Raw genomic sequence first — 22619 nt, 5'->3', positions numbered from 1 at the left:
TTACTGACCCGATTCGATCGCTCCTTCGGCCTCATGGACAATTGCCCTCAATCGATCTAAAGTTTTCTGGTCCACCTGGGTCCATAATCCCCGTTGTTGAGCCTCTAACAATCTTTCGGCCATATCTCGCAATGCCCAGGGGTTTTTCTCCTGAATAAATTGTTGTACCTTGTCGTCAAATAAATAAGCTTCGGCTACTCCCTGATAGATAAAATCCTCCACCAGATGAGTAGTGGCAGAGTAGGCAAAAATATAATCTACGGTCGCAGCCATCTCGAAAGCGCCTTTATAGCCGTGTCGCATCACTCCCGCTATCCATTTGGGGTTAACCACTCGCGAACGGTAAACCCGGCGAATTTCTTCCTCTAGGGTTCTGATGCGGGGATTTTCCGGTCGGGAATGATCACCAAAATAGGTGACGGGATTTTTGCCGGTTAAAGCCCGGACACTGGCAGTTAAGCCGCCTTGGAATTGATAGTAGTCATCGGAGTCGAAAATATCGTGTTCCCGATTGTCCTGATTGTGCAGCACTATCTCTAATTCTTGCAGTCTATTTCTCAATACTTCCGGTAAAGAATGGGCAGTTCCTTGGCTATCATAGGCATAACAACTCCAGTTAATATAAGCATTAGCTAAGTCTTGATCATTTTGCCAGTTTTGTGACTCGATTAACCCCTGTAAACCGGCCCCGTAAGCACCAGGTTTGCAGCCAAATATTCTGGCAGTAGCTCTCAGTTTCGCCTCCTTTTCTCCTAAGCCCTGACTTAGCCAAAACTCCCTCTCTGTCTTCACTTTCGCCGCTAAAGGATTAATTTTTTCCTCTTCCTCTTGACAAGCTACCGCATTTATGCAAGAATTAAGAAGATGTAGTATGCTGGGGAAACTGTCCCTAAAAAAGCCGGATACCCGAACAGTAACATCAATGCGAGGACGGCCTAAGCTAGACGGGGTAAGGATTTCAAACCCGACTACCCGACGGAAAAAACCATCCCAAAGGGGACGAATTCCCAGTAAAGCCATGGCTTCGGCCACATCTTCGCCACTATTTCTCATCGTCGAAGTTCCCCAGATAGAAATCGCCAAAGTGCGGGGATATTCGCCATTTTCTTGGGTATAACGTTCAATTAGTGCCTCTGCGGCCTTTCTTCCCACTTCCCACGCGGTTTCTGTGGGGATTGCGCGGGTATCGACAGAATAGAAATTTCTGCCGGTGGGGAGAACATCGGGACGGCCGCGGGTGGGAGCGCCGGAAGCACCACTGGGGACGTATTGGCCAGTGAGACCTTTTAAGAGATAGGTAAGTTCATCGGGGGTTTGTTTTAAAGCAGGAATTAACTGATTTTCTAGCCAAACCAATTCTTTTGCCGTATTTTCGCCTAGAGGTTCAATTTTCTGGCTAATTAAATCCTGAGCGAGACTTTCCAGATAGGTAGTAGTATCGTTATATTCCGTCAGGGGGTCGCAGTCGAGATGGAGGTCAAGGGCGATCGAACGGGTTAAACCGGGGCGGTCGGGACTAGGAGAACGAGCGATCGATTGGATTAAATCAATTAACTGCTGACCCTGGGGACATTGACCGAAGATATGTAAACCGTCGCGGATTTGTGCTTCCTTGAGTTCACAGAGATAACCATCCACGAGGGTGAGAAATTGACTAAAGGAGGCGCTGGTCGCAACGCGCTCGCTACGCGAGATCGTGCCTAGCTCTCGATCGAGATTAGTTTTCGCCACCAGATCGTTAATCCGCTCGCGAATCAGAGCTAAACGAGAAGGATCAAGAGATTCTGCCTGATAATATTCATCGATGAGGGACTCTAACTTTTCCCAATCCCCATACAATTCCGCTCGCGTCATTGGGGGGGTGAGATGGTCGATGATAACAGCTTGGGAACGTCTTTTAGCGCTGGACCCTTCTCCAGGGTCATTGACAATAAAAGGATAGAAATTCGGCAGCGACGAGAAAGCAATTTCGGGATAACAATGGGGAGAAAGAGCGAGACTTTTCCCCGGCAGCCATTCTAAATTGCCGTGTTTACCGAGATTAATCACAGCAGTGACTTGGAATTCCTGTCGTAACCAATGGTAAAAAGCGAGATAGCTGTGGGTAGGTTCCAGGTCGGGGGAATGATAATTAAGAGTCGGGTCAAGGTCGTAACCGCGAGAAGGTTGAATACCGATAAAGACATTACCTAACTGGATGCCGGGGATAGGAAAATCCCTGTCCGGATGTCCCCAACGGTCAAGCATAGCGCTTTGATTATCGGGGGGAAGGGAGGAGAAATAATCTAGATATGCTTCTAGGGAGAGAGATTGATAGATAGGTTTTAATTCCCTTGTCTCCAAGTCATTAGTGATACCGGAAATCAGCAATCGCATTAATTCATCGCTATGGTCGGGTAGGTCGGTGAGGGTATAACCTTGGGTTTGTAATGCGCGAAGAATTTCCAGACCACTAGCGGGAGTATCTAAACCGACTCCGTTAGCGATACGACCATCCTTATTGGGATAGTTGGGGAAAATGAGAGCAATTTTTTTCTGGGAGTTGGGAAGGGAGGAGAGTTGACAATAGTTTGCGGTTAAATCAGCGACAAAATCAACCCGGTGGGGGAGGGGTTGATAGATAACTATTTCCGTTTCCAGTTTGGGATGTCGGGTGAGGACAGATTTAAAGGAAATAGCGCGGGTGATAATTTTGCCATCCATTTCCGGTAAAGCGATATTCATGGCCACATCCCGGGGGGAAAGACCTTGATAACCCTGTTGATAAGCTTCTAAACTGCTGCTGCTGAGGATAACTTGGAAGATGGGTTTATTGAGAGACTGCCAGAAGTGATGATTTTGTTTGTCTTCTGGTCGTTGGATAGAGAAGCTAGTGGTATCGAGAATTAAGTCTGGGGGATGGTGGGAAAAGAGGGTTAATAGTTCCTCTTGCACTTCAATTTCCCGCAGAGAGGAGAGAAAGATAGGGACAGTTTCCATATTTCTTTGGGTGAAAGCGCTGATTAAAGCATCGATAGCTTTGGTATTACCCGCGAGATAATGGGAACGATAGAAAAGTATCCAAGTCCGTGCTTGGGGTTGGGATAGGGTTATCTGGGAATAGATTCCCAACCGAGGGACAACCCCAGGAGGAGAGGGAGGATAGTCGAGATGGAGACAGGTATGCGCGATAAATTTAGCAGCATTAATCCAGTTATCTATCCCTGCTTCCGTGAAATAGCACCATAACTGATTAACAGTAGTCAGGGAAGCAGTGGAATGACTCATCAACTCTAAATCCGGTTTATCCTCTCCCGGGAGGACAAATAAAGTCGCACCGGTTTCCTCGACAATTTCCTTAACTACTTCCAACCCGTAGGACCAACTCCCCCGTCCCCCCAATAAGCGAAGAATAATCACTCTTGCTTGGGATAGTACCTTGTCCCCATAGTTATCGATACTGTATTGCTGCTGTAACTGCGATAAATTGAGGGCGCGAATTGCGGGAAAATTATCGGGTAGATGGTCGATAGCTGCCGCTAGAGTTTGAATATCGGTATCAGCCATGGTGAGGAGAACAATCGGGGCCGGATTTTGGTCAATAATAATCACCCCTTCGGTATCTGCTGTCCAACCACCCGCTTGGGGAGCAATACGATGCATAAGTTTTGAGAGTCAGGTTAAATAATGATTAGGTTTTGAGAATCAGGGTCTCGATCGAGGGATCATTCTTAGGTAGATAGAGATGATTATATCTGTCTGCGGCAATTTATAGCAGTTATCTTAATGGTGAGGTGCGAAGTTTTCGTTTTGGGGAGCCAGTGGTCGGTCGTCAGGAGTTGATATCAAATTAGGTTACATTTCCCACTTATGAGAAACACTGTTAAGAATAGGGATTGGGGAATAGTAGGGGATAGGGAATAAGAAAACTTGACCAAACCCCAGTCCCCAGTCCCCCCATCACCTTACTGATGACTGATGACTGATAACTGATAACTGATAACTGATGACTGATAACTGATGACTGATAACTGATAACTGATAACTGATAACTGATAAATGAACGCTTCTCCCGCTTATGTTTGCTGTCAAGTGTTGTCATCTACTCACCTCGAACAAATTCGTTCTTGGTGGGGACAGTTGGCAATACAGGTGACAGCACCGAGGATTAGTCTAAGTGAAAGAGATCTTCCCCCACAGACAGGAGAAATCTATCAACTCTTGCTTTCCACTGACCTACAAGCTTTATTGTTAGCCAGTCCCCAAGGGAATAATTTTCAGTACGAAGTCCGCATTAGTTTTGAAGCGAACACGATTAAAAATTTTCTGCAAGGACTGGCTGTCAAGTCTCTCCACAACCCAAAAATTCAGCAGGGTTATCAAATTTTAAATCTGCCTCTATCCATTAATGTCAGCAGTTTTCAAAATAAAATTTTAGTCAAAATTCTCTCGATAATTTCTTCTCCGTCTGCTGATAGAGATTGTTCCCGCATCTTCTCCGTTTGTCAACCGGTAGAAGCTGCCCTATCCCAACAAATCCAACAGGAAAGATTATTAAACCAAGTCATCACGCAAATGCGTCAGAGTCTGGAGTTACCGGTGATTCTGGAAACCGTAGTCAGGGAAGCGCGGGAGTTTCTGCAAGTGGACCGATTGTTAATTTATCAATTTTTCCCCAGTACCGGTGAGGTAAAGGGAAAAATAACTTCCGAGTCGCGCATTTCTGACCAGATAAATTCGGTGTTAAATTTAACCCCCGAAGACGATTGTTTTTCCTATATTCCCCAATACAAAGAAAAGTACCGTCAAGGATTAATTCTGGCTGTGGATGATGTGGATGTTAACTATTCTTCTTCCTTCTGTTTGTCCGAATTTTTGCGACAACACCAAGTGCAATCAAAATTAATCGCCCCGATTGTGGTACAAGAAGAATTGTGGGGTTTATTAATTGCCCATCAATGTCAAGAAAAACGCCAATGGTTGCCGCAAGAAAAGAAATTTTTAGGTCAGATTGGTGAACATCTCGCCATCGCTATCTATCAAGCGCAATTATATTCTCAAGTACAGGAACAAAAAGATATTTTTGAACGCCGGGTAATAGAAAGAACCCAAGAATTACAAGATACTTTAATGGCCGCAGAAGCCGCTAACCTCTGCAAAAGTGAATTTTTAAATAATATGAGTCATGAGTTATTAACTCCCCTAACTTGTATTATCGGTTTGTCCAGTACCCTGCAAAAATGCTCGGCAGCTAGTAATTTTTTACCTCCCGACAAACAAAAACAATATCTAAAAGTTATTCAGGATAACGGCAATAAACTATTAGAATTAATCAATGACTTGCTTAATTTCTCGCAAGTTTCGGCAGGAAAAGCTGTTTTAGATATTAAACAATTTTCGCTAAAATATCTCTGTAATCATGTTTTAGAAATTATCAAAACAGAGGCAGAAATTAAAGAAATTAATCTAATTTTAGAGATGAAAATTACCGAAAAAGAGCATTATTTTTATGCCGATTATGATCGAGTTCAGCAGATACTTTTGTACTTGTTAAAAAATGCCCTGAAATTTACCCCCGAACAGGGTGCTGTCACGCTGAGACTGTGGAAAGAAGGCAGTCAGGTCATTTTTCAGGTAGAGGACACGGGCATCGGCATTCCTGCTCAAAAAATACCGCTTCTGTTTGAAAAATTTACCCAATTGGATGGCTCTCGCAAACGTCGTTATGGTGGTGTGGGATTAGGATTGGCTTTAACTAAACAATTAGTGGAACTCCATCGCGGCACGATCGAGGTAGAATCTTGCTTAGATAAAGGTTCCATTTTTACCGTCCGTTTACCTCAACAAAAGCCCCCCAAATCCCAGCGCCAACCCTCGGATAATAATCCCCATTTTAATCACCACCATCCCACTGTAGTTTTAATTGAAAGTGACGAAGAAATTGCCAATCTTATTTGTGAGTTATTGATGGTGGCACATTATCAAGTTATTTGGTTAATCGATAGTGTCTCCGCTATCAAAAAAATTGAGATCGTGCAGCCAAGTATTATAATTGTCGATCGAAAAATGCCCGATATATATCATCTCTGTCACCTTTTAAAAAAATCTAGCCAAACTCAAGCCAGTAAAGTGCTAATCTTGAATGATACCCCTGAAATCAGCGTTAATTTTCTCGGTCGTCATGGCATTGACGACTATCTCCTCAAACCGATTCAACCCTCCCTATTGTTGGAAAAAATCCGCTATCTAACCGCTTTATAAGTAGGGTTTGCGGCAAAAAGTTTTTCGGTGCGGGTAGGGTGTGGGGTGTGGGTTGTGGGGTGTAGGGTGTGGGGTTTTACCAATTTTCATCTGGTCAATACTTTTCCTTTTTCCTCAGAAAATAGGACTTGAAAACTAACTATCAAATAGCTAATTTTCAAGTCCTTAATTGTAGGAATCCTAGACTAAATTAGGATTCACTTTCGATATAGATAAATAACAAACCCATAACCACGGCTGGCATTAACCAACAGACGATCGGGATTAAAATCCAAGGCAGATAAGAAGCTGCGTAGGCACCAGTCATGTCAAATGCTCCTAGTAAAAAAATAAGGAAATGATAATCAGGTAGAACAAGGGTTAATTATTGATTAAAAACCCCGCGCATGATGCCATCAACGACACCAAGATTTTCTAGGAGGAAATAGGCCACAAAAGCGCCACCCATACCACCAATAAAGAAACCGGCGGCGAATTGACTCCAACCCTCGGAGGATTTCAGCGGATCACCACTAGCGGCCTTACCTTGGAAAGAGACAAGACCATAACTAGCTAAACAACCCGTAGCCAAGAGAACCATGGCCAAAGCGGGGATTAAGCCGCCGAGATTGGCATATTCCGAGTCTCTCAGGGGACCCAGGACAACCCAGGGACCACCGAGGAAATAACCGTGGGCCATACCCACTTCTAGACCGCGCAGAATCGGAGCTAGACCGGGACGATAGGCAGGTAAGTTACCAATAAAAGCTTTGGTAAAACCAGAAGCGGAAATGGGGGTAGCTAGATGACCAATGAACGGATCATCATTGTAGGGTGTCACCACCTGTTTGTATCCAGTTTCAGCCATTGTGTTTGAGTTCTCCTTTTTCCGATCAACAGGAAAATTGATCATAAAACTTTAAGATTACACTTTAGGCCTAAGAATTACTTCAAGCAACCCCATCGATCGAGTTTTCAAGGGTTGACGGCTGAAACTCTCACAATTCGTTACATTTCTCTCAGGAGACGGGGGAGATGGGGAGCCTTGTTTCAGTGTTGCCAAAGGCACGGCGTAGCCGTACAGTAAACAGTAATCAGTGAACTGAAAACTCACATCTGATACTAAATCCGTTGAGTATAGGCGACATATCAGGATAGGCAAGAGGCAACCCCCCCGACGTCGGGGGGGCAAGAGGCAAAAGGAGGAATAGATAATCAGTCTTTAATAACTGGATTTAGTATGATAACTGCTCACTGATAACTGCTCACTGATTAAGGGATAATCAACACTGGACAGGGGGCAAGGTTAATAACTTTGGTGGTGACGCTTTCGGACACACCTTCGCTGGTTAATCCTAAACCGCGACAACCCATAACGATCAGGTCGGCATTAACTTCATCGGCCACATCACAGATGACAAAAGAGGGTATTCCCTCCCGTTCAATCATTTCCGCAGTGATGTCAGCTTGGGCAAAAATCGCCCGCACCGATTGTAACAATCTATCCACCGCTTCGATCGAACTCATCTTATCGTCGGGGGCAATTTCTCCGGCGGGTGTCGTTTCCACCACCGACAACAGGATCAAACGACTGTCAAAGATTTTGACTAATTCGATCACACTACTGGTCGCGTCACGACTTTCGCGGCTGTGGTCGATGGGAAATAAAATCGTCTCAAACATAATTAGCAAGTCTCTCCAATCAAATTTTTCTGGGCAAATCAGTCTTAGAACTGCAAAACTGATCCCCAAATCTGAAATAATCTTTGTCAAAGTAATTGCCGCAAGTAGCGATACCCTGATTTAATCTTTATTGTACGGTAAGCAATCTAGGAGGTTATGGGCTGTGCCAAAAAAAACAGTAGCGAATTTAACAGAAGCTGATTTAGCGGGCAAACGGGTCTTAGTCCGGGTCGATTTTAACGTTCCCATGGACAAAGCCACCGGGGCAATCAGCGATGATACCCGCATTCGGGCGGCACTACCAACCATTGAGGATTTAATCAAAAAAGGGGCTAAGGTTATTTTATGCAGCCACATGGGTCGCCCCGACGGTCAAGTTAAAGAAAATTTGCGTCTGACCCCTGTAGCTAAACGTCTCTCGGAATTATTGGGCCAAGAAGTAATCATGTGTCCCGATTGTATTGGTGAGGGAGTGACGGCAGCGATTAGTCAAATGTCTAACGGTCAAGTGGCCCTTTTAGAAAATCTGCGTTTCCACGGTGAAGAGGAGGCAAATGATCCCGATTTTGCCAAAAAATTAGCCGCTAACGCCGATTTATACGTTAATGATGCTTTTGGTACCGCCCACCGCGCCCACGCTTCTACGGAAGGCGTTACCCACTATCTCAGCCCCTCGGTGGCGGGTTATTTGATTGAAAAAGAATTAAACTACCTACAAGCAGCTATTGAAACTCCCCAACGTCCCCTAGCGGCGATTATCGGCGGTTCTAAGGTTTCTAGTAAAATTGGCGTGATCGAAACTTTATTGGAAAAGTGCGATAAACTGCTCATCGGTGGCGGTATGATCTTTACTTTCTACAAGGCCCGCGGTTTAAGTGTTGGTAAGTCTTTGGTGGAAGAGGACAAACTGGAATTAGCCAAATCCCTGGAAGCGAAAGCTAAAGAAAAAGGAGTGGAATTCCTCCTTCCTACCGATGTGGTGTTAGCGGATAAATTCGATAAAGATGCCGAGTCCCAAATCGTCAAGGTCGAAAATATTCCCGATGGTTGGATGGGATTGGATATCGGACCTGAATCAGTTAAAGTTTTCCAAGAAGCTTTATCTAACTGTAAATCTGTCCTCTGGAATGGCCCGATGGGGGTGTTCGAGTTCGATAAATTTGCGGCGGGTACAGATGCGATCGCTCACACTTTAGCCGATTTAACCGCTACGGGTACAACTACCATTATCGGTGGTGGTGACTCGGTAGCGGCGGTGGAAAAAGTGGGAGTGGCGGAAAAAATGAGCCATATTTCCACCGGTGGTGGCGCTAGTTTGGAATTACTCGAAGGGAAGGTTTTACCCGGTATTGCCGCCCTCGATGAAGCCTAATTATCGCTAATATCTCAGGTTTAAACAAGGTGGGTCCTGGCCTGCCTTTTTTTATGAATTAGGGAGTGGGTTTTTAAAGTTGGATTGGGAGTTAATCATACCAGGACTTTTGCGGCAAAAATAGTTGAGTCATTAGGATACTTCAATTGCGGTAAAATCGACTCGCTGATATAAATCTGTCAGGGATATTTGAAAATCTAGAGAAAACAAAGTTAAAATCGCTTCTTGATCGTGATAATCTCGAAATGCCCAATGATCGCCCCTTTTATGAAATTGTTCTATATAATAACCATATTGATCGATTAAAATATATTCTTCAAAACTATCAAGAGAGCGGTAAAATTTAAACTTATCACCCCGATTATAGTCTTGAGTAGATTTTGATAAAACCTCGATAATCACCTGTGGATTGGTAATCGTATCGGTGCGTCCTCTTTCAAGAATTGGTTCTCCCTTAACGATCATAAGATCGGGATAGGTGTACACATTATAGGTGGGTATTGCCAAGCGTAGATCGGTGATAAATATATCATAGGCTTGATTCTGGATAGTTAAGGGAAATCTTCTGTAAAAATTTCCCGCAATGCGATTATGGTTAGGAGTTCCCCCAGTCATAATAATAATTTCTCCATCTCGATACTCGTGTCTGTCGGTGGCAGTTTCCTCTAGTTGAAAGTATTCTGCGACTGTGTAGCGTTTCTCAGTGGTTGCGACCATATTGCCCCCTTGAAAGCAAAGCTCTGTTTTTATGATAACCTGTTTTCTGAAAAGGTAAGTAGCTGGTTATAATTAAATTAAAAATGGATTTTAGGTTCGATCCCCCCTGCCCCCCTTGATAAGGGGGGTGTCTGATAATTTTTAACGCCTACCTACTTATAATTATCGGTTTTAATCAGGTGCTGACTGCCGGATAAATATCGAGAGACCTTGTTAACAAGGTCTCTCCAAAGTGGGTGGGATTATTGTTGCTAATTTGCTAATCCGGTTGGGATAATTTGAGGATAGCGCTAGTGACTTTCATGCTTTCTTGATAAAGCACGTCCTGGCCCCAACGCTGTAACTGTTTACCTAGCAGAGTTTCTGTTTTTTGGTCTTCCAGATGGGACACTTGTTCAACGCGGCAAGATTGGGCCCCTCCCGAAGCTTCCATCCGCATACAGCCAGTAGTTCCCGAACAAATTACCGTACAACAATCAGCCTGAAGATTAGTAGAAGTGAGTTTAATACTAATCAGATCTCCTTGTACTTCACCCCAATCGGCCACGGGAACACCGGCTAATTCCGCCTCAATTAAACGCTGGTCCTGACCGAGGAAGCTAATCCGATGAATAGCGTAATCTCCCGACCGGTGACTATATCCCACTGGTCGCCATTGTAACCGGCTGGCCATCCAACCGAGGAACATAAAAGCTTGACAAGGATTGCCCTTTTCGTAATCAATAGTGATGCGATCGACTTCCAGAATAGCATCCCGGCGCTCCGGTGGATCAAAAGCCTCGGCGGTTAGTTCTTGCCAAGGAGCGAGACGACTCCAGTTCAGGTCAGCTAATGGTACATCTGTGGCTAATAAATCCCCCACTTGCAGCAGTTCCGTTTCCGGTTCCCGAAAAGTGCTGGAATCGACGATAATCGTATCACATTGACTGGCCAAACGCTTAAATAGTCCATATTCGCCGTCGGGACTGGCTTTCCACCAGAGAAATTTGGGCAAACTGGGAATAGTTAACTCGGAAATAATGCCGCCAATTCGTTCCAAAGCTTCCGCTGTACCGCTTAAAGTAACGTATTCACAGCAAACTAAAGTATTCTGACTACGTTTGTTAACGGGACAATAGGCAGAAACGGAGGCTTTCACCCCTTCATCGGCCTCGGCGGTGGGACAGAGGGTAATAATGCGACAGGGATTGGAAGCAGCGATCGCATCTGCGACCCCAATCGCATCCAAATCGGCGGCGTATTGACGATGATTAGCCCCGTCCTCGGCGTTTTTTTCCGCTTCCCAGGCCGCCCTTAACCGAGCGACAAATTCATCGCTAGAAAGCCCAGTTACTTCTAGTTCTAGGTCCTTCTGGGCGACTTTGATCGCGGCGTGAGTCCGGGGACCGGCAATACCATCAATCGGGCCGGTGTAATAGCCGAGAAGGGTTAACAATTCCTGTACCGCATCGGGTTCATAGACAATAAAGCTAAAGGTGGTGGCCCGGGTGGCGGCCATACCATCCTCATTATCATTATAGGATTGCCAGATATCGCGCAGTTCCTGCTCGATCACATCGATGGAAACATCTTTCGGTGCTTGCAGGGAGACAATGGGGGGGCTTTGGGTGGTCATGTCAGTTATCAGTTATCAGTTATCAGTTATCAGTTACCAGTTAAGTAGGGAGGCACAATTATTTGTAGGATGGGTTAGCGGTAGCGTAACCCATGCGGGCGTTGGGTTTCATGCTTCAACCCAACCTACGTTCATCTTATATTTAATTTCACCCACCCACTTATCAGTTATCAGTGATTCAGTTACCAGTTATCAGAGGTGAGTTATCAGTTATCAGATGTGAGTTTTTAGTTTACTGATTACTGCTCACTGTTTACTGCTCACTGATTACTGGTCACTGTTCACTGTTTTAGAGTCTTCGCCAACGACGGCCATCGCGGTTAAGGAGAAATTCCGCTTCTGTGGGTTCCCAGGTACCCGCTTCGTATTGGGGTACGGAGGCGGGATCGGCGGGAGCGTCCCAAGCGGCGAGAGCGGGAGTAACGATGCGCCATGCTTCTTCTACCTCGTCAGAACGGGTAAATAGGGTTTGATCTCCTAGCATAGCGTCTAAAAGTAGGCGATTATAGGCATCGGCACTGGTGACACCGAAGGAGGAACCATAACTAAAGTCCATTTCTACCGTGCGCGTGCGTAATTCCGACCCCGGCATTTTCGCCTCAAAACGGAGGGCAATACCTTCGTTAGGCTGGATTCGCATACTCAGTACATTTGCATTAGTTTGTTGGGCTGCCGATTGGAAGATTAATAACGGCACATGGCGGAATTGGATGGCAATCTCGGAAACTTTTTTCGGCAGACGTTTACCGGTACGCAGATAGAAAGGGACACCCTGCCAACGCCAGTTATCTACCATTAATTTCATGGCCACGTAGGTGGGGGTGGTCGATTCCGGATTAACCCCCGGTTCTTGCCGATAGCCCAGAATGGGTTTTCCTTTCATCCAACCGGCTTTATACTGGCCGCGGATGGCGGATTTTTCCAGGTTATTAATATCGGCCAGGTGAGTCGCTTGCAGGACTTTGACTTTTTCGCCGCGGACACTATCAGCGTTAATAGCGTTGGGCGCTTCCATGGCCGTCAAGCAGAATAACTGCATCAGGTGATTTTGCACCATATCGCGCAAAGCTCCCGATTTTTCGTAATATCCGGCCCGCTCCTCCACTCCCACGGTTTCGGCCACGGTAATCTGGACGTGATCGATAAATTGACGATTCCAGAGGGGTTCAAAGATAGCGTTAGCAAATCGGAACACCAATAAGTTTTGGACGGTTTCCTTGCCTAAATAGTGGTCAATGCGATAAACTTGGTTCTCCTGACAAACCTCTTGTACGACTCGATTGAGAACTTGGGCAGAACTGAGATCTTTGCCAAAGGGTTTTTCGATCACTAACCGGTGTTTAATTGGGTCTTTCAGCATTCCAGCCGCGCCAAGGTTTTTAAGACCGGGAGGGAAGAAATTAGGAGAAACCGCTAGATAAAAGACTCGATTGCCACGGGTTCCCCGGATTCCGTCTAATTCTTCCAGAAAAACTTTCATTTTGGCGTAACTTTCCGGATCGTCCATGTTGCCGGGGAAATAGTACAACCCTTGGGCGAAGTCTTGCCAATATTCCTCACTGCCAATCCCGTCGGAAAATTCTTCGATGCCTTGGCGCATCTGTTGGCGAAAATAATCATGACTCCACTCTCGGCGCGCTGTACCAACGATGGTTAATTCGGCCGGTAGTCGTCTTTCCCGTTTCAGTTGATAGAGAGCAGGAACCAGTTTTCTTTGGGTTAAGTCTCCCGATGCCCCAAAAATGACTAAAATTAGGGGTTCTGGGGTTCTTTCTTGTCGCAATCCCACTCGGAGAGGATTTTCGAGCAGCTTTACCATAGGATTTTGTCTAGCCGAGGTGCATTATTTTCCAGTCTAGCGAGAATACCCGACGGCATACCTAAAGTAAAAATTAACAACCACAATCAGTAATCAGTAATCAGTAATCAGTGATCAGTAATCAGTGACCAGTAATCATACTAAATCTGGTTATTAAAGACTGATTATTGATTCCTCCTTTTGCATGAGTGCCTAGGCCTTTTTGAGATCAAAAAGTTCCGGGACTGGGAGTGAGCGGGGGGAAAATTGGGGGACTTTTGCCCTGAAAATTAGGTAATTGACCTCCTAAAAATGGGTAAAACCCCACAATCTAACCCTAAGAAAAACTTTTTGCCGCAAACCCTACTTATTTTTTGGCGGTTTTAACACAATCGAGGGTACGGACGATGGCGGCTGCTGCGTAGTTACGACGGGCGGGATCGTTTGGTACAAAAGAACTACCCCGTTCGTTCAAGGGAGAGGCCACACCGCAAAATCCCGACATCTGGGTAATTAAACTGGCGGCCCAATGGCCGGAAGTATCGGAAAAATTGACGGGGGTTTTAGTTTGGGCTAAATCGGGGGCTTGTTTTTGCTGAGTTTTCAGGTAGGTGGCGGCCTGTTTGAGAATCGCCATCAATTCGGCCCTGGTGATGGGGTCGGTGGGACGGAATTCGCCGTTAGCTTTGCCGGCAACAATACCATTGGCCCGGGCCCATTGGATTTTTTTGGCACTCCAGCGCGTCGCTTCTACGTCGTTAAAACTGCCGCTGCCGGGGGGAATCTCTTCTAGGTTAATTTTGGTGACAGTTCCCATCCCTTCAATAATCATCGAGACGAATTGTTCCCTGGTGACGGGATTTTCGGGGCGGAAGGTGTTATCTTCTTTAAAACCGGCCACTACCCCAAGCGCGATCGCTTTTTCAATCTCAGTTTTATAGATATCGCCGCTAATATCCTGAAAACTAGACCCAGAACTGGGGGGAGGAGTGGTTTCGCTGAGGGGAGGTCTGCCGGTGGCTGCGAGAACTTCCGCTTCTTTGCCGCTAAAGTAGAAGTGGCCTAAACTTTTGCCTTCAAAGGTACGACGGCTAAATCTCCAACCCGGTTCGAGGATAATTTTCATAAATCCTGTTTGCATTCCTCGGGTTCTTCCCACCACTAATTCCGGTCTGCGCGCATCCCGGGGAGTTCCCACTAAGTATAATTCGCCATTGCGTTCCACAATACGCAGGATGTAATCTAGCCCAAAATCCCGGCCATCGAGACGGATAGAATAACCATTACTATCAGTGGCGCGGCGACAAATGCCGGTAAAGTCAAAGTTGAGGAGCAGCGGGTCAATCATGACGGGATTTGAGCCGCTTTCGCTCCAACACTTCTGTTTTCCCGGAATTTGTTCCAATACTAGCAGGTCAAATTTATTACCTCCGTAGGGACGAGCGATCGCTACTACCTGGGTCTGCTCGATGTCCTGTTCGTCAAAGTTGGCCGCTGGTGTGGCAGTTATGCCCAAGGTCATTAGGGCGGTTAGGGCGATCGATAATCTGGCTTTCATAATCTTTATCTATAAGACGCTTTTTGCAGTAAAAATAGACGTGCTAGTCCCAATATTCTAAGACTGAATACTTCTGGTTGTTGTTCCAGACTGCGCCGGATTGTTGTCTGTCCGCACAAGTTTTCTCTCAATCTTCAATTTCCGAACCTATTGATCCGAGCAATATTCTGCTTGAACTGGTGGGGTGATCAATATTAATTCGGTTGACTGTTGAAGCTAGGCAGATTTTGGCGGATTGTTGAAAATTTTAGCCAGCCATTCGAGTCTTAGGCTAAGATGGGGAGAGAGGCTTTTAATTGACCGCATCCCTTGACTTCCTCACAGGATTTAAGCCCAATAATTGCCTAAAAAATGGCAATTAATCGATTGAGGGCTATCAGTGCTGCGGTGAATTATCATAGTTTATTAGCTCTGGTGAGCCGTTGCCCTTTCTTTGGTGTGTGTGAGGTAAACAATTATGAGTAACTCCCCTGGCGATCCTTCTTCTCGTCCTAATCTTTTTCTGAGTATCGGTCGATTTTTACGCCGGCCTTCTACTTTAATTGTCGGGGGAATTACTCTCCTAGGAATTACCTCCCTTGGCTATTTTACGACTCGTTATTTAGTTTATGAACGTCTCACCCCAATTTTAGATAATATCTTCAGTGAAATGCTGCATAGACCCGTCAGGGTAGGTAAGATAGAGGGCTTTTATTTTAATCGCATCCGTATCGGTAAATCGGAAATTCCAGCTACGGCCAATTCTGCTGATAGTTTATCTATTGATGCGATCGAATTGGGATTAAATCCGCTGCCCTTACTTTTAGGTCTGCCGCTGCCGGTTGATGTCAAGTTAATTAATCCCAGTATTTATCTCGATCAGGATAAAAATGGTCAATGGCTCGATAATTTAGAAAAAATATCTAGTAACTTTGAGCGGGAGGCACCTATTAAGTTAAATCTGGGTGTTCAGGTGGAGAAGGCAGCTATTACTATCCAACCCTATACCCTGAAAAAACCGATAGAAATTAAAGCCGATGGTCAGGGAAGATTTCTTGATAATCAAAGGCAACCTCTCACCTACGATCTTAGCGCAGAAATCCTCAAAAGTCAAGTAAAAATTCAAGGAGAAACGGCGTTAAAAACGGGTGAAAGTCAAACTAATCTTCAGATTGATCGTTTAAATTTAAGTGAACTATTAACTTTAATTCCTAATCGCAATTTCCAATTCAATCAAGGACAAGTAAATGCCAATATTGCTCTCAATATTCCCAGTTGGGCAAAGCTAAATCAAACCGAAGGAAATGGTAATTTTCAGGTGACGGATGTAGCGGGAAAATTCCAACCTTTTCAGTATCCAATTAAGCTAACAACTAAGTTAAATTTACAGGGAGATAAAGTATTAGTTGAACAGGCGAACGCAAGTATTGGCAAGATTAAAACTGAGGTGAGAGGAGAAGTAAATTGGCAAACTGGTTATCATCTCAATGTCGCTCTAGAATCGGTGGATTTACAACAACTTTTAAGAATTATTTATCTGCAATCACCTCTAGATTTACGGGGAGAAGCACGCTCTACTTTTCAAGTGACGGGAAAACTAGATCAACCTCTAATTAAAGGAACTGTTAGCAACAGCAAACCGATTATTTTTGAGCAAATTCCTATTCAATCAATAACCAGTAATTTTCAAACAAATCTCAATCGTCTTAATTTAGATAAAATTCAAATTAAACCCGTCGCAGGTGGAGAAATTAAAGGAGAAGGAAAATTGCAGTTAAATATTCTGCAATCCCTGCAAAAAAATCAACCTCTTGACGGGACCAAAATGCCGATTGATTTGAATTTACAAGCCAATTTTCCCACGAGAAAAATTTTATCTCAACTGGCAACAATTCCCGCTAAAATTAATATAAACGATCTGCAAGCTAATATTAAAGCTAGGGGTAGTTTAGGACTGCCACAATTATTAATTAATTGGCAAATACCCAGGGTTAATCAGTCAGGATTAATCAATGTTGCCGGGGAGGGTAAAGTATTTTTAGGGGGCAACAAAATAAATTTAACCGATACGGTCATTAAAACAAATGGCGGCAAACTACAGGTTAATGGTAATGGTGATTTTACTAGCAAATTAGTCCAGGGAAAAATCACGGGTAATAACTTTTTATTGACTCCTTTTGTGCCTCTTGTTTGTCAATATTTAGATAGCATTTGCCCCTACCTAGAAACCTTAGAACCCTTAAATTTAGAGACAGCTAATATTCAAGTTAGTGGCAAAATTGACCAACTTAATATTAATACTTTAAACGGAGTTGCTAACTTAAGAATTAGCGGTAAACAAGGCACAATTTCAGTCAATAGTCAAGTATTGCAAGGAAATCTTCAGGCTAACGCTTTCTTAGCGGGATTGCCGATTAATTCCCTATTGCCTAACTTACCAACCCAGGTTAAATTACTGCGATCGCAAATTAATTTACAAGGTTATTTAGGGGAATTGCTGAAGAATAAAAATAATATTTTCAGCAGTTGGCAAGGTCAAGGGAATCTGGATTTATTAGTAGATAATAATCCTTTAATTGCCACAGCCAAACTAAATCAAGGTTTCCTGACAGGAACAGTCAACACTGGGGGAATTAGTCTCAATCCTCTAGTGGAAAATTTAACAGTTCCCGTTAGTTTAGGCAGGGCAAAAATCAGCTTTGCTGGCAGAATAAATGCTCTGATTAGCGGTACTTTAACGGATTTACAAACTTGGCGCGGAGAGGGGGATATACAGTTATTTGTCAATAATCAATCCCTGAGAACGACAACCCAACTGGAACAAGGTATTTTAAGCGGTATAGTTAATACGGCTGGCATTAACTTAAATCCGTTTTTACCCAATATAAATATTCCTGTTAGTCTAGGGAAAACCCAAGTCAATTTCACTGGTGCAATCAATAATTTACTAGCGGGAAAAATCCCTAATTTGTCCACCGTCAATGCTAGGGTAAATACTCGGTTGTTAGTGGATAATAATCCGATTAATACTGATATTCAGTTAAACAACGGTATTTTTAATATTCTGGGTAGCTTAGAGAATTTTCAGACTAATGTTCCCCTAGCGTTGAATATTGACCAAACGAAGTTTCAAGCAACAGGAAATGCCCAAACTATTTTCGACTCTCTGCTAGAAAAACGACTCAACTTAGGCAGTGTCAAAGCAGTTTTTAACTCTCGTATTCATGTAGCCAAAGGAGAGATTAAAGCTAAGGCACGACTGAATAATAACTTCTGGCAAAGTGATATTATTGCCGCTAATCTCGATCCCGCTGCCCTACTGGGGCAATTGCCAGGAATAAAATCAATCTCGATTCCTAACCTAGATTTTAGTGCCAATTTAGCGGGAAATATTAAAGAAATTTGGCAGGGAGTAACACCAATTCAGGTTAATAATCTTTCGGCACAGTGGGGAGAAAATAGCTTTGATGTGCGAGGAAATATTCTTTTAGCTAATCTTATCAGTCAACCCGATATCGCTGAGGTTAACTTAAATCTACAGGCAAAAACCGATCTTGCTGCTGTACCGCTAACTCAGATTATATCGCTTTTACCAATTGATTCTAACCTAAAACCCAAAGAATCGACACTGACAGGGATCGGAGAATTTCAAGGACAAATCACGGGGAAAAATCTCTTAACTGCTTGGCAAAAAGTGGGAAATATACAAATCAAAGGGGATATCAATTTAGCTAACTTTAGCATTAATGAGCGACTTTTTGAACCTGTCTTAAAAGGAAGTATGCAAGCAGGAATCTGTCAAAATATTAGTTTAAATCTGCGGGGAAATCAGGACATTATTGACTTAACTTTTGATCCTTGTCAACAAAATAATTGTCTGCTGCCCTATCTTCCCTTAGAGATAAATATTCGCCAAGCTTTTGGAAATCAAACTCCTTTTCTAGCAACAGCTAAACGAAGCGGAGAAAATTTAAATGTTCAGATTGCCAATTTTCCCCTAGAAATCCTGAAAATATCTCCCACGGCAGCCTACAATATTCCGGGGATTATTACTGGCCAATTGAGTGCCAATCTAGACATCAATTTATTTGACTTACAGGGACAGGGACAACTAGAGATTAATCAACCTAGTTTAGGTAACTTAATTGGGGAAAAATTAACGGCAAATTTGGTTTATCGGGATTCCATAGTTCAACTGCAAGCGGGGAATTTACAAGCGGGTGCAAGTCAATATAATCTGCAAGGTTTGTTTAATTGGCAAACCCAAGCAATAGAAGCTAAACTCAGGGTAGATCAAGGTTATATTCAAGATTTATTATCAGTTGCTAGTATCTATGATTTAACCAGTTTAATCAACTTTTTCTCCTCAGAGAATGACCCAGCTATTCAACTTAGTCCCCTAGGAGTAGGTAATCCCGAAGCTTCCCTAGCACAACAGGTAAATTTGCGGGCAAAAATTGAAGAAATAATCCAGCAATTAGCAGGGGAAAGAGGGGTAGTCGGGATACCTTCCGAACTAGATTTTCGCGGCCGTTATCAAGCAAATATAGCCTTAACCGGGACTTTAAAAAATCCCGATCTTAGCGTACAATTTCAGGGCAATAGATGGGAATGGCGACCCCAAAGACCGACAGTAAATATTGTTAACCCTCTCGGAATTGTCACCACCGATACCCAATTAATTCCGATTGATGAAGTAACAATTAATCTTAACTTAAATCGTCAGTTGCTCAGGATAGAACCGATTAGATTAAAATCACGAGATTCTTCCGTATTTTTAGCGGGTGATTTTTCCATAAAAAAAGTAGAGGGAAGTTTTGCCGTGGAAAATCTTTCTCTCGATCTCTTGAGAAATTTTGTGCAGTTTCCCTTAGATTTGTCCGGTAGTCTAAAAACTCAAGGACAAATTACAGGAACTTTATTAAATCCTCGTATTCAGGGTAACTTTGCCTTTATTGATGGTGCAATTAATGCCCAAAATATTAATCAAGATATAATTGGTTTATTTACCTATAACCAGTATCGTTTTGATTTGCGGACAACCTCCTCCGAATCAATCCAACTCTATGCCAGCATTCCCTATCCTCCCTTACCGGGTAATGATCAATTAAAAATCCAAGCAAAATTGGGAACCGATGCAATCAAATTGATCGAAGCTATCAGTCAAAACGCCATCGAATGGGTTAATGGTGAGGGGGAGGTAGTTCTTTCAGCGACGGGAAGATTAGATATAAAAGAAGGCTTAAAAATCAAAGATTTAGAAGCAAATGGTATAGTTACTCTCGATAATGCCGCTATCCGCAGTGTTGCTTTTCCAGAGATTTTAACCGTAAATGGCCGCATTGGGTTAACCCCTGAAAACTTAACAGTAGAGGAATTACAAGGCTCGATCGCTGACAGACAAATTTCTGTGGTGGGAGTTTTACCTTTCTTTCAAGCCATCAAAAATAATCCTAATCCCTTAACAGTTAATATTCAAGAGGGAGATATAGCAATTAATGGTCTTTATCGGGGATTAATTGCTGGGAATGCCATGGTAACGGGAACAATTCAGCAACCAATTATCGGGGGGAATGTGCGTCTTTCTAGGGGGAAAGTTTTTCTTCCTCGCACCCCAGAAATTAATCAAGAAACCGATAAACCGGTGAGTCGCTGGCTGCAGCCTCTCAACATTCCTCAGACGACAAATATTACTCCAGTTTTAAATAATTTCCAAGTGTCTTTAGCGGGATTATCCATCGAACAAGAACCTTTGTATCAATTTGATTTTAGTGGTGCTTTAACCTTGAACGGTCCGCTCACTTCACTGGAGAGATTACAAACCAATGGAGTGATTAATCTCGATCGAGGACGGGTTAGTTACATCGATACGCGTTTTCTTCTTAACCGACGCAATCAGAATGTTATTGTTTTCGATTCTAGTCGCGGGTTGGGACTTTTTAATCCCTTTGTTGATATTCAACTGCGAACAATTCTCAGCGAATTTTCTCAATCTCGTGATTTTGCTATCTCCCGTCCAGGGGGGGATTTTCCTAGTAATGAAATTCCCGATGATAGCCTCAATCGCATTCAAAGGATCGATGTCACCCTCAGCGTTGAAGGTGAATTAAATCGCTTGCTACCAAATTTAGGACGTAATATCAATGAAGTGTGCCAAATTCGTCCCGATAGTCCACCTTTTCCCCTAGAGGAAAACTATACAGATACAGAATTACAAAAAGCTGCTAATTGTTTACAAGCAGTGGCTTTTGCTAGAGGTGAAGATGAGGGATTGCTTAATACTCCCCTAGTTAAATTAACCAGCACTCCCCCCCGCAGCCAAGGGGAAATCGTTCGACTTTTGGGGGAACAATTGCTGTCGGTTTTTAATGGTTTACAGGGGAAAAATACGGAACAATTAATTCAATTTGGAGTGGTTCAGTTGGCAATTCCCCTCTTAGCCCAAGGAGTCGTGTATGATGTGGAAAATGCGGTTAGTAATGCGATCGGAGCAACGGATTTTAATATTCTTCCCAATTTGGAAACCGTCTATCGAGTTAATTCCCAGTCTTTTATCCGCTTCTCCTACGATTACAATTTGAATGAGTTTACCGTCCGCTATCAAACCCAATTTTAAAGTAAGATTGAGAGATATAGCATAATTCAGAAGTTAGGAGACAAGGGAAAATTAGGTTATACTTCATCTTACTTGATATTCTATGATTATTCGCGAGGCTAAAGAAACAGATTTACCAACAATTATCGAGATTTATAATGCTGCTGTTCCCACTCGCAAGGCAACCGCAGATTTAAAGCCTATTTCCCTCGAAAGTCGGCGAGAATGGTTTGAAAAGCACGATCCTGAACAGTATCCCATCTGGGTAATAGCGATCGAAGGTCGGGTGGTGGGTTGGCTGAGTTTACAGATGTTTTATGGTCGTGTCGCTTACCAAAAAACGGCAGAGGTTAGTTTATATATTGCCCCCGATTATCAAGGTCGTGGAATCGGTAAATTATTAGTAGAATATGCCTTGGAGCGCTGTCCCCAATTGGGTATATCTAATCTTATCTGTATTATTTTTGCCCACAATCAAGCCAGTATTTGTCTCTTTGAAAAATTCGGCTTTCAACGATGGGGTTATTTACCCCAAATTGCCGCTCTAGACGATTTTCTGGCTGATGTGGTCATTTTAGGGAAAAAAGTCGCTTAAATAGGCAATTTCTCCATAGCTAGACTAAATTCTAGACTTAATTGAATATAAGCATTTTCTGATTCGCCTAGAGATGGTTTCTGGGTGAGAGAAAAGAGATAGTCCTCATACCAAATCTCAGAACTTCCCGCACATTTTTCGTCTCTAAATAACCATTGTTGAAACACTTGTTCTCTCCCATCCTGAGGGGCAACAATCTGATAAACTTTTAGAGATTTTTTAGCAATTCTCTGGCTGCCCTTGCTGGTTAATTGATAACCTAACAAGTTCAAACAATTACGAATAATCGTCAGAGGACGGGCAGTATTAGAGAGGTTAATCTTGGTGATAGTTTTAATCTCGTTGCGGTTTTTAATCTCTTCGGGTCTAATTCCCCGCCGCTCGCGGCGTACAATAGAAAAATGAGTGAATACATCCATAAGAGCCATAATGTAAGTGTTTTGCTATATCATTTAGTGTTCCCAGCCAAATATCGTAAAGCCGTTTTC

At 43.4% G+C, this 22619-nt stretch carries 12 protein-coding genes and 2 pseudogenes; 5 read left to right on the top strand and 9 right to left on the bottom strand.

The features are described from left to right. A complete protein-coding gene (gene cobN / locus O9332_RS00570) occupies positions 1-3642 on the bottom strand; it encodes a cobaltochelatase subunit CobN (RefSeq protein ID WP_288023247.1) in 3642 nt (1213 codons plus the stop codon). Between the two features lie 396 nt (positions 3643-4038). Here cobN and O9332_RS00565 point away from each other — a divergent pair, with 396 nt between their 5' ends. Next, a complete protein-coding gene (locus O9332_RS00565) occupies positions 4039-6240 on the top strand; it encodes a hybrid sensor histidine kinase/response regulator (RefSeq protein WP_288023245.1) in 2202 nt (733 codons plus the stop codon). A gap of 190 nt (positions 6241-6430) precedes the next feature. Here the strand turns inward: O9332_RS00565 and O9332_RS00560 are convergent, their stop codons facing one another. The 3 genes from O9332_RS00560 to O9332_RS00550 form a co-directional block, all read right to left on the bottom strand. Continuing rightward, entirely contained in the window at positions 6431-6547 is a 117-nt protein-coding gene (locus tag O9332_RS00560; protein ID WP_002737043.1) for a photosystem I reaction center subunit VIII, read from the bottom strand. A 57-nt stretch (positions 6548-6604) separates the two neighbouring features. Further along, on the bottom strand, positions 6605-7087 hold the full coding sequence (locus O9332_RS00555) for a photosystem I reaction center protein subunit XI (RefSeq protein WP_002757141.1): 483 nt from the start codon (positions 7085-7087) through the stop codon (positions 6605-6607). A gap of 404 nt (positions 7088-7491) precedes the next feature. Further along, positions 7492-7902 (bottom strand): universal stress protein, encoded by a 411-nt coding sequence (locus O9332_RS00550; RefSeq protein ID WP_002757143.1) that lies wholly within the window; start codon positions 7900-7902, stop codon positions 7492-7494. 163 nt (positions 7903-8065) lie between these two features. Between O9332_RS00550 and O9332_RS00545 the strand changes: the two genes are divergently transcribed. Further along, positions 8066-9274: a phosphoglycerate kinase gene (locus O9332_RS00545; RefSeq protein ID WP_002757146.1), complete on the top strand. Its 1209-nt coding sequence runs from the start codon at positions 8066-8068 to the stop codon at positions 9272-9274. Positions 9275-9406: 132 nt separating this feature from the next. On the opposite strand, the gene O9332_RS00540 is transcribed toward O9332_RS00545, so the two are convergent. The 4 genes from O9332_RS00540 to O9332_RS00525 form a co-directional block, all read right to left on the bottom strand. Further along, positions 9407-9991, bottom strand: a complete 585-nt coding sequence (locus O9332_RS00540; protein WP_002757149.1) for a Uma2 family endonuclease — start codon at positions 9989-9991, stop codon at positions 9407-9409. Between the two features lie 259 nt (positions 9992-10250). Further along, a complete protein-coding gene (gene opcA, locus O9332_RS00535; RefSeq protein ID WP_002757151.1) occupies positions 10251-11606 on the bottom strand; it encodes a glucose-6-phosphate dehydrogenase assembly protein OpcA in 1356 nt (451 codons plus the stop codon). Between the two features lie 289 nt (positions 11607-11895). Then, the gene (gene zwf, locus O9332_RS00530; RefSeq protein ID WP_002736082.1) at positions 11896-13425 is read right to left on the bottom strand and encodes a glucose-6-phosphate dehydrogenase; all 1530 of its coding nucleotides are present in this window, start codon (positions 13423-13425) and stop codon (positions 11896-11898) included. 346 nt (positions 13426-13771) lie between these two features. Beyond that, entirely contained in the window at positions 13772-14962 is a 1191-nt protein-coding gene (locus O9332_RS00525; protein ID WP_002757153.1) for a DUF3747 domain-containing protein, read from the bottom strand. Between the two features lie 457 nt (positions 14963-15419). Between O9332_RS00525 and O9332_RS00520 the strand changes: the two genes are divergently transcribed. Both O9332_RS00520 and O9332_RS00515 read left to right on the top strand, forming a co-directional pair. Beyond that, a complete protein-coding gene (locus tag O9332_RS00520; RefSeq protein ID WP_288023243.1) occupies positions 15420-21557 on the top strand; it encodes a translocation/assembly module TamB domain-containing protein in 6138 nt (2045 codons plus the stop codon). A gap of 82 nt (positions 21558-21639) precedes the next feature. Then, the gene (locus O9332_RS00515; protein WP_002757157.1) at positions 21640-22131 is read left to right on the top strand and encodes a GNAT family N-acetyltransferase; all 492 of its coding nucleotides are present in this window, start codon (positions 21640-21642) and stop codon (positions 22129-22131) included. On the opposite strand, the pseudogene O9332_RS00510 reads toward O9332_RS00515, so the two are convergent. Beyond that, positions 22128-22487: pseudogene (locus tag O9332_RS00510) on the bottom strand (plasmid replication protein, CyRepA1 family); the annotation flags it as partial. The gene O9332_RS00515 and the pseudogene O9332_RS00510 sit on opposite strands and share 4 nt — an antisense overlap. A 45-nt stretch (positions 22488-22532) precedes the next feature. Here O9332_RS00510 and O9332_RS00505 point away from each other — a divergent pair. Next, positions 22533-22619, top strand: a pseudogene (locus O9332_RS00505) (IS200/IS605 family transposase); the annotation flags it as partial.

The sequence above is a fragment of the Microcystis sp. LE19-10.1B genome (genome assembly GCF_027530565.1).
Classification (GTDB): Bacteria; Cyanobacteriota; Cyanobacteriia; order Cyanobacteriales; family Microcystaceae; genus Microcystis; species Microcystis aeruginosa.
This window is presented reverse-complemented; position numbering and strand designations above follow the sequence as displayed.

What these genes read in the sequence shown, in the direction of transcription:
- O9332_RS00550 (WP_002757143.1), bottom strand. Translation starts at nt 7,902, where the DNA reads ATGTTTGAGACGATTTTATTTCCCATCGACCACAGCCGCGAAAGTCGT.
- O9332_RS00560 (WP_002737043.1), bottom strand. Translation starts at nt 6,547, where the DNA reads ATGACTGGTGCCTACGCAGCTTCTTATCTGCCTTGGATTTTAATCCCG.
- cobN (WP_288023247.1), bottom strand. Translation starts at nt 3,642, where the DNA reads ATGCATCGTATTGCTCCCCAAGCGGGTGGTTGGACAGCAGATACCGAA.
- opcA (WP_002757151.1), bottom strand. Translation starts at nt 11,606, where the DNA reads ATGACCACCCAAAGCCCCCCCATTGTCTCCCTGCAAGCACCGAAAGAT.
- O9332_RS00525 (WP_002757153.1), bottom strand. Translation starts at nt 14,962, where the DNA reads ATGAAAGCCAGATTATCGATCGCCCTAACCGCCCTAATGACCTTGGGC.
- O9332_RS00540 (WP_002757149.1), bottom strand. Translation starts at nt 9,991, where the DNA reads ATGGTCGCAACCACTGAGAAACGCTACACAGTCGCAGAATACTTTCAA.
- zwf (WP_002736082.1), bottom strand. Translation starts at nt 13,425, where the DNA reads ATGGTAAAGCTGCTCGAAAATCCTCTCCGAGTGGGATTGCGACAAGAA.
- O9332_RS00565 (WP_288023245.1), top strand. Translation starts at nt 4,039, where the DNA reads ATGAACGCTTCTCCCGCTTATGTTTGCTGTCAAGTGTTGTCATCTACT.
- O9332_RS00515 (WP_002757157.1), top strand. Translation starts at nt 21,640, where the DNA reads ATGATTATTCGCGAGGCTAAAGAAACAGATTTACCAACAATTATCGAG.
- O9332_RS00520 (WP_288023243.1), top strand. Translation starts at nt 15,420, where the DNA reads ATGAGTAACTCCCCTGGCGATCCTTCTTCTCGTCCTAATCTTTTTCTG.
- O9332_RS00555 (WP_002757141.1), bottom strand. Translation starts at nt 7,087, where the DNA reads ATGGCTGAAACTGGATACAAACAGGTGGTGACACCCTACAATGATGAT.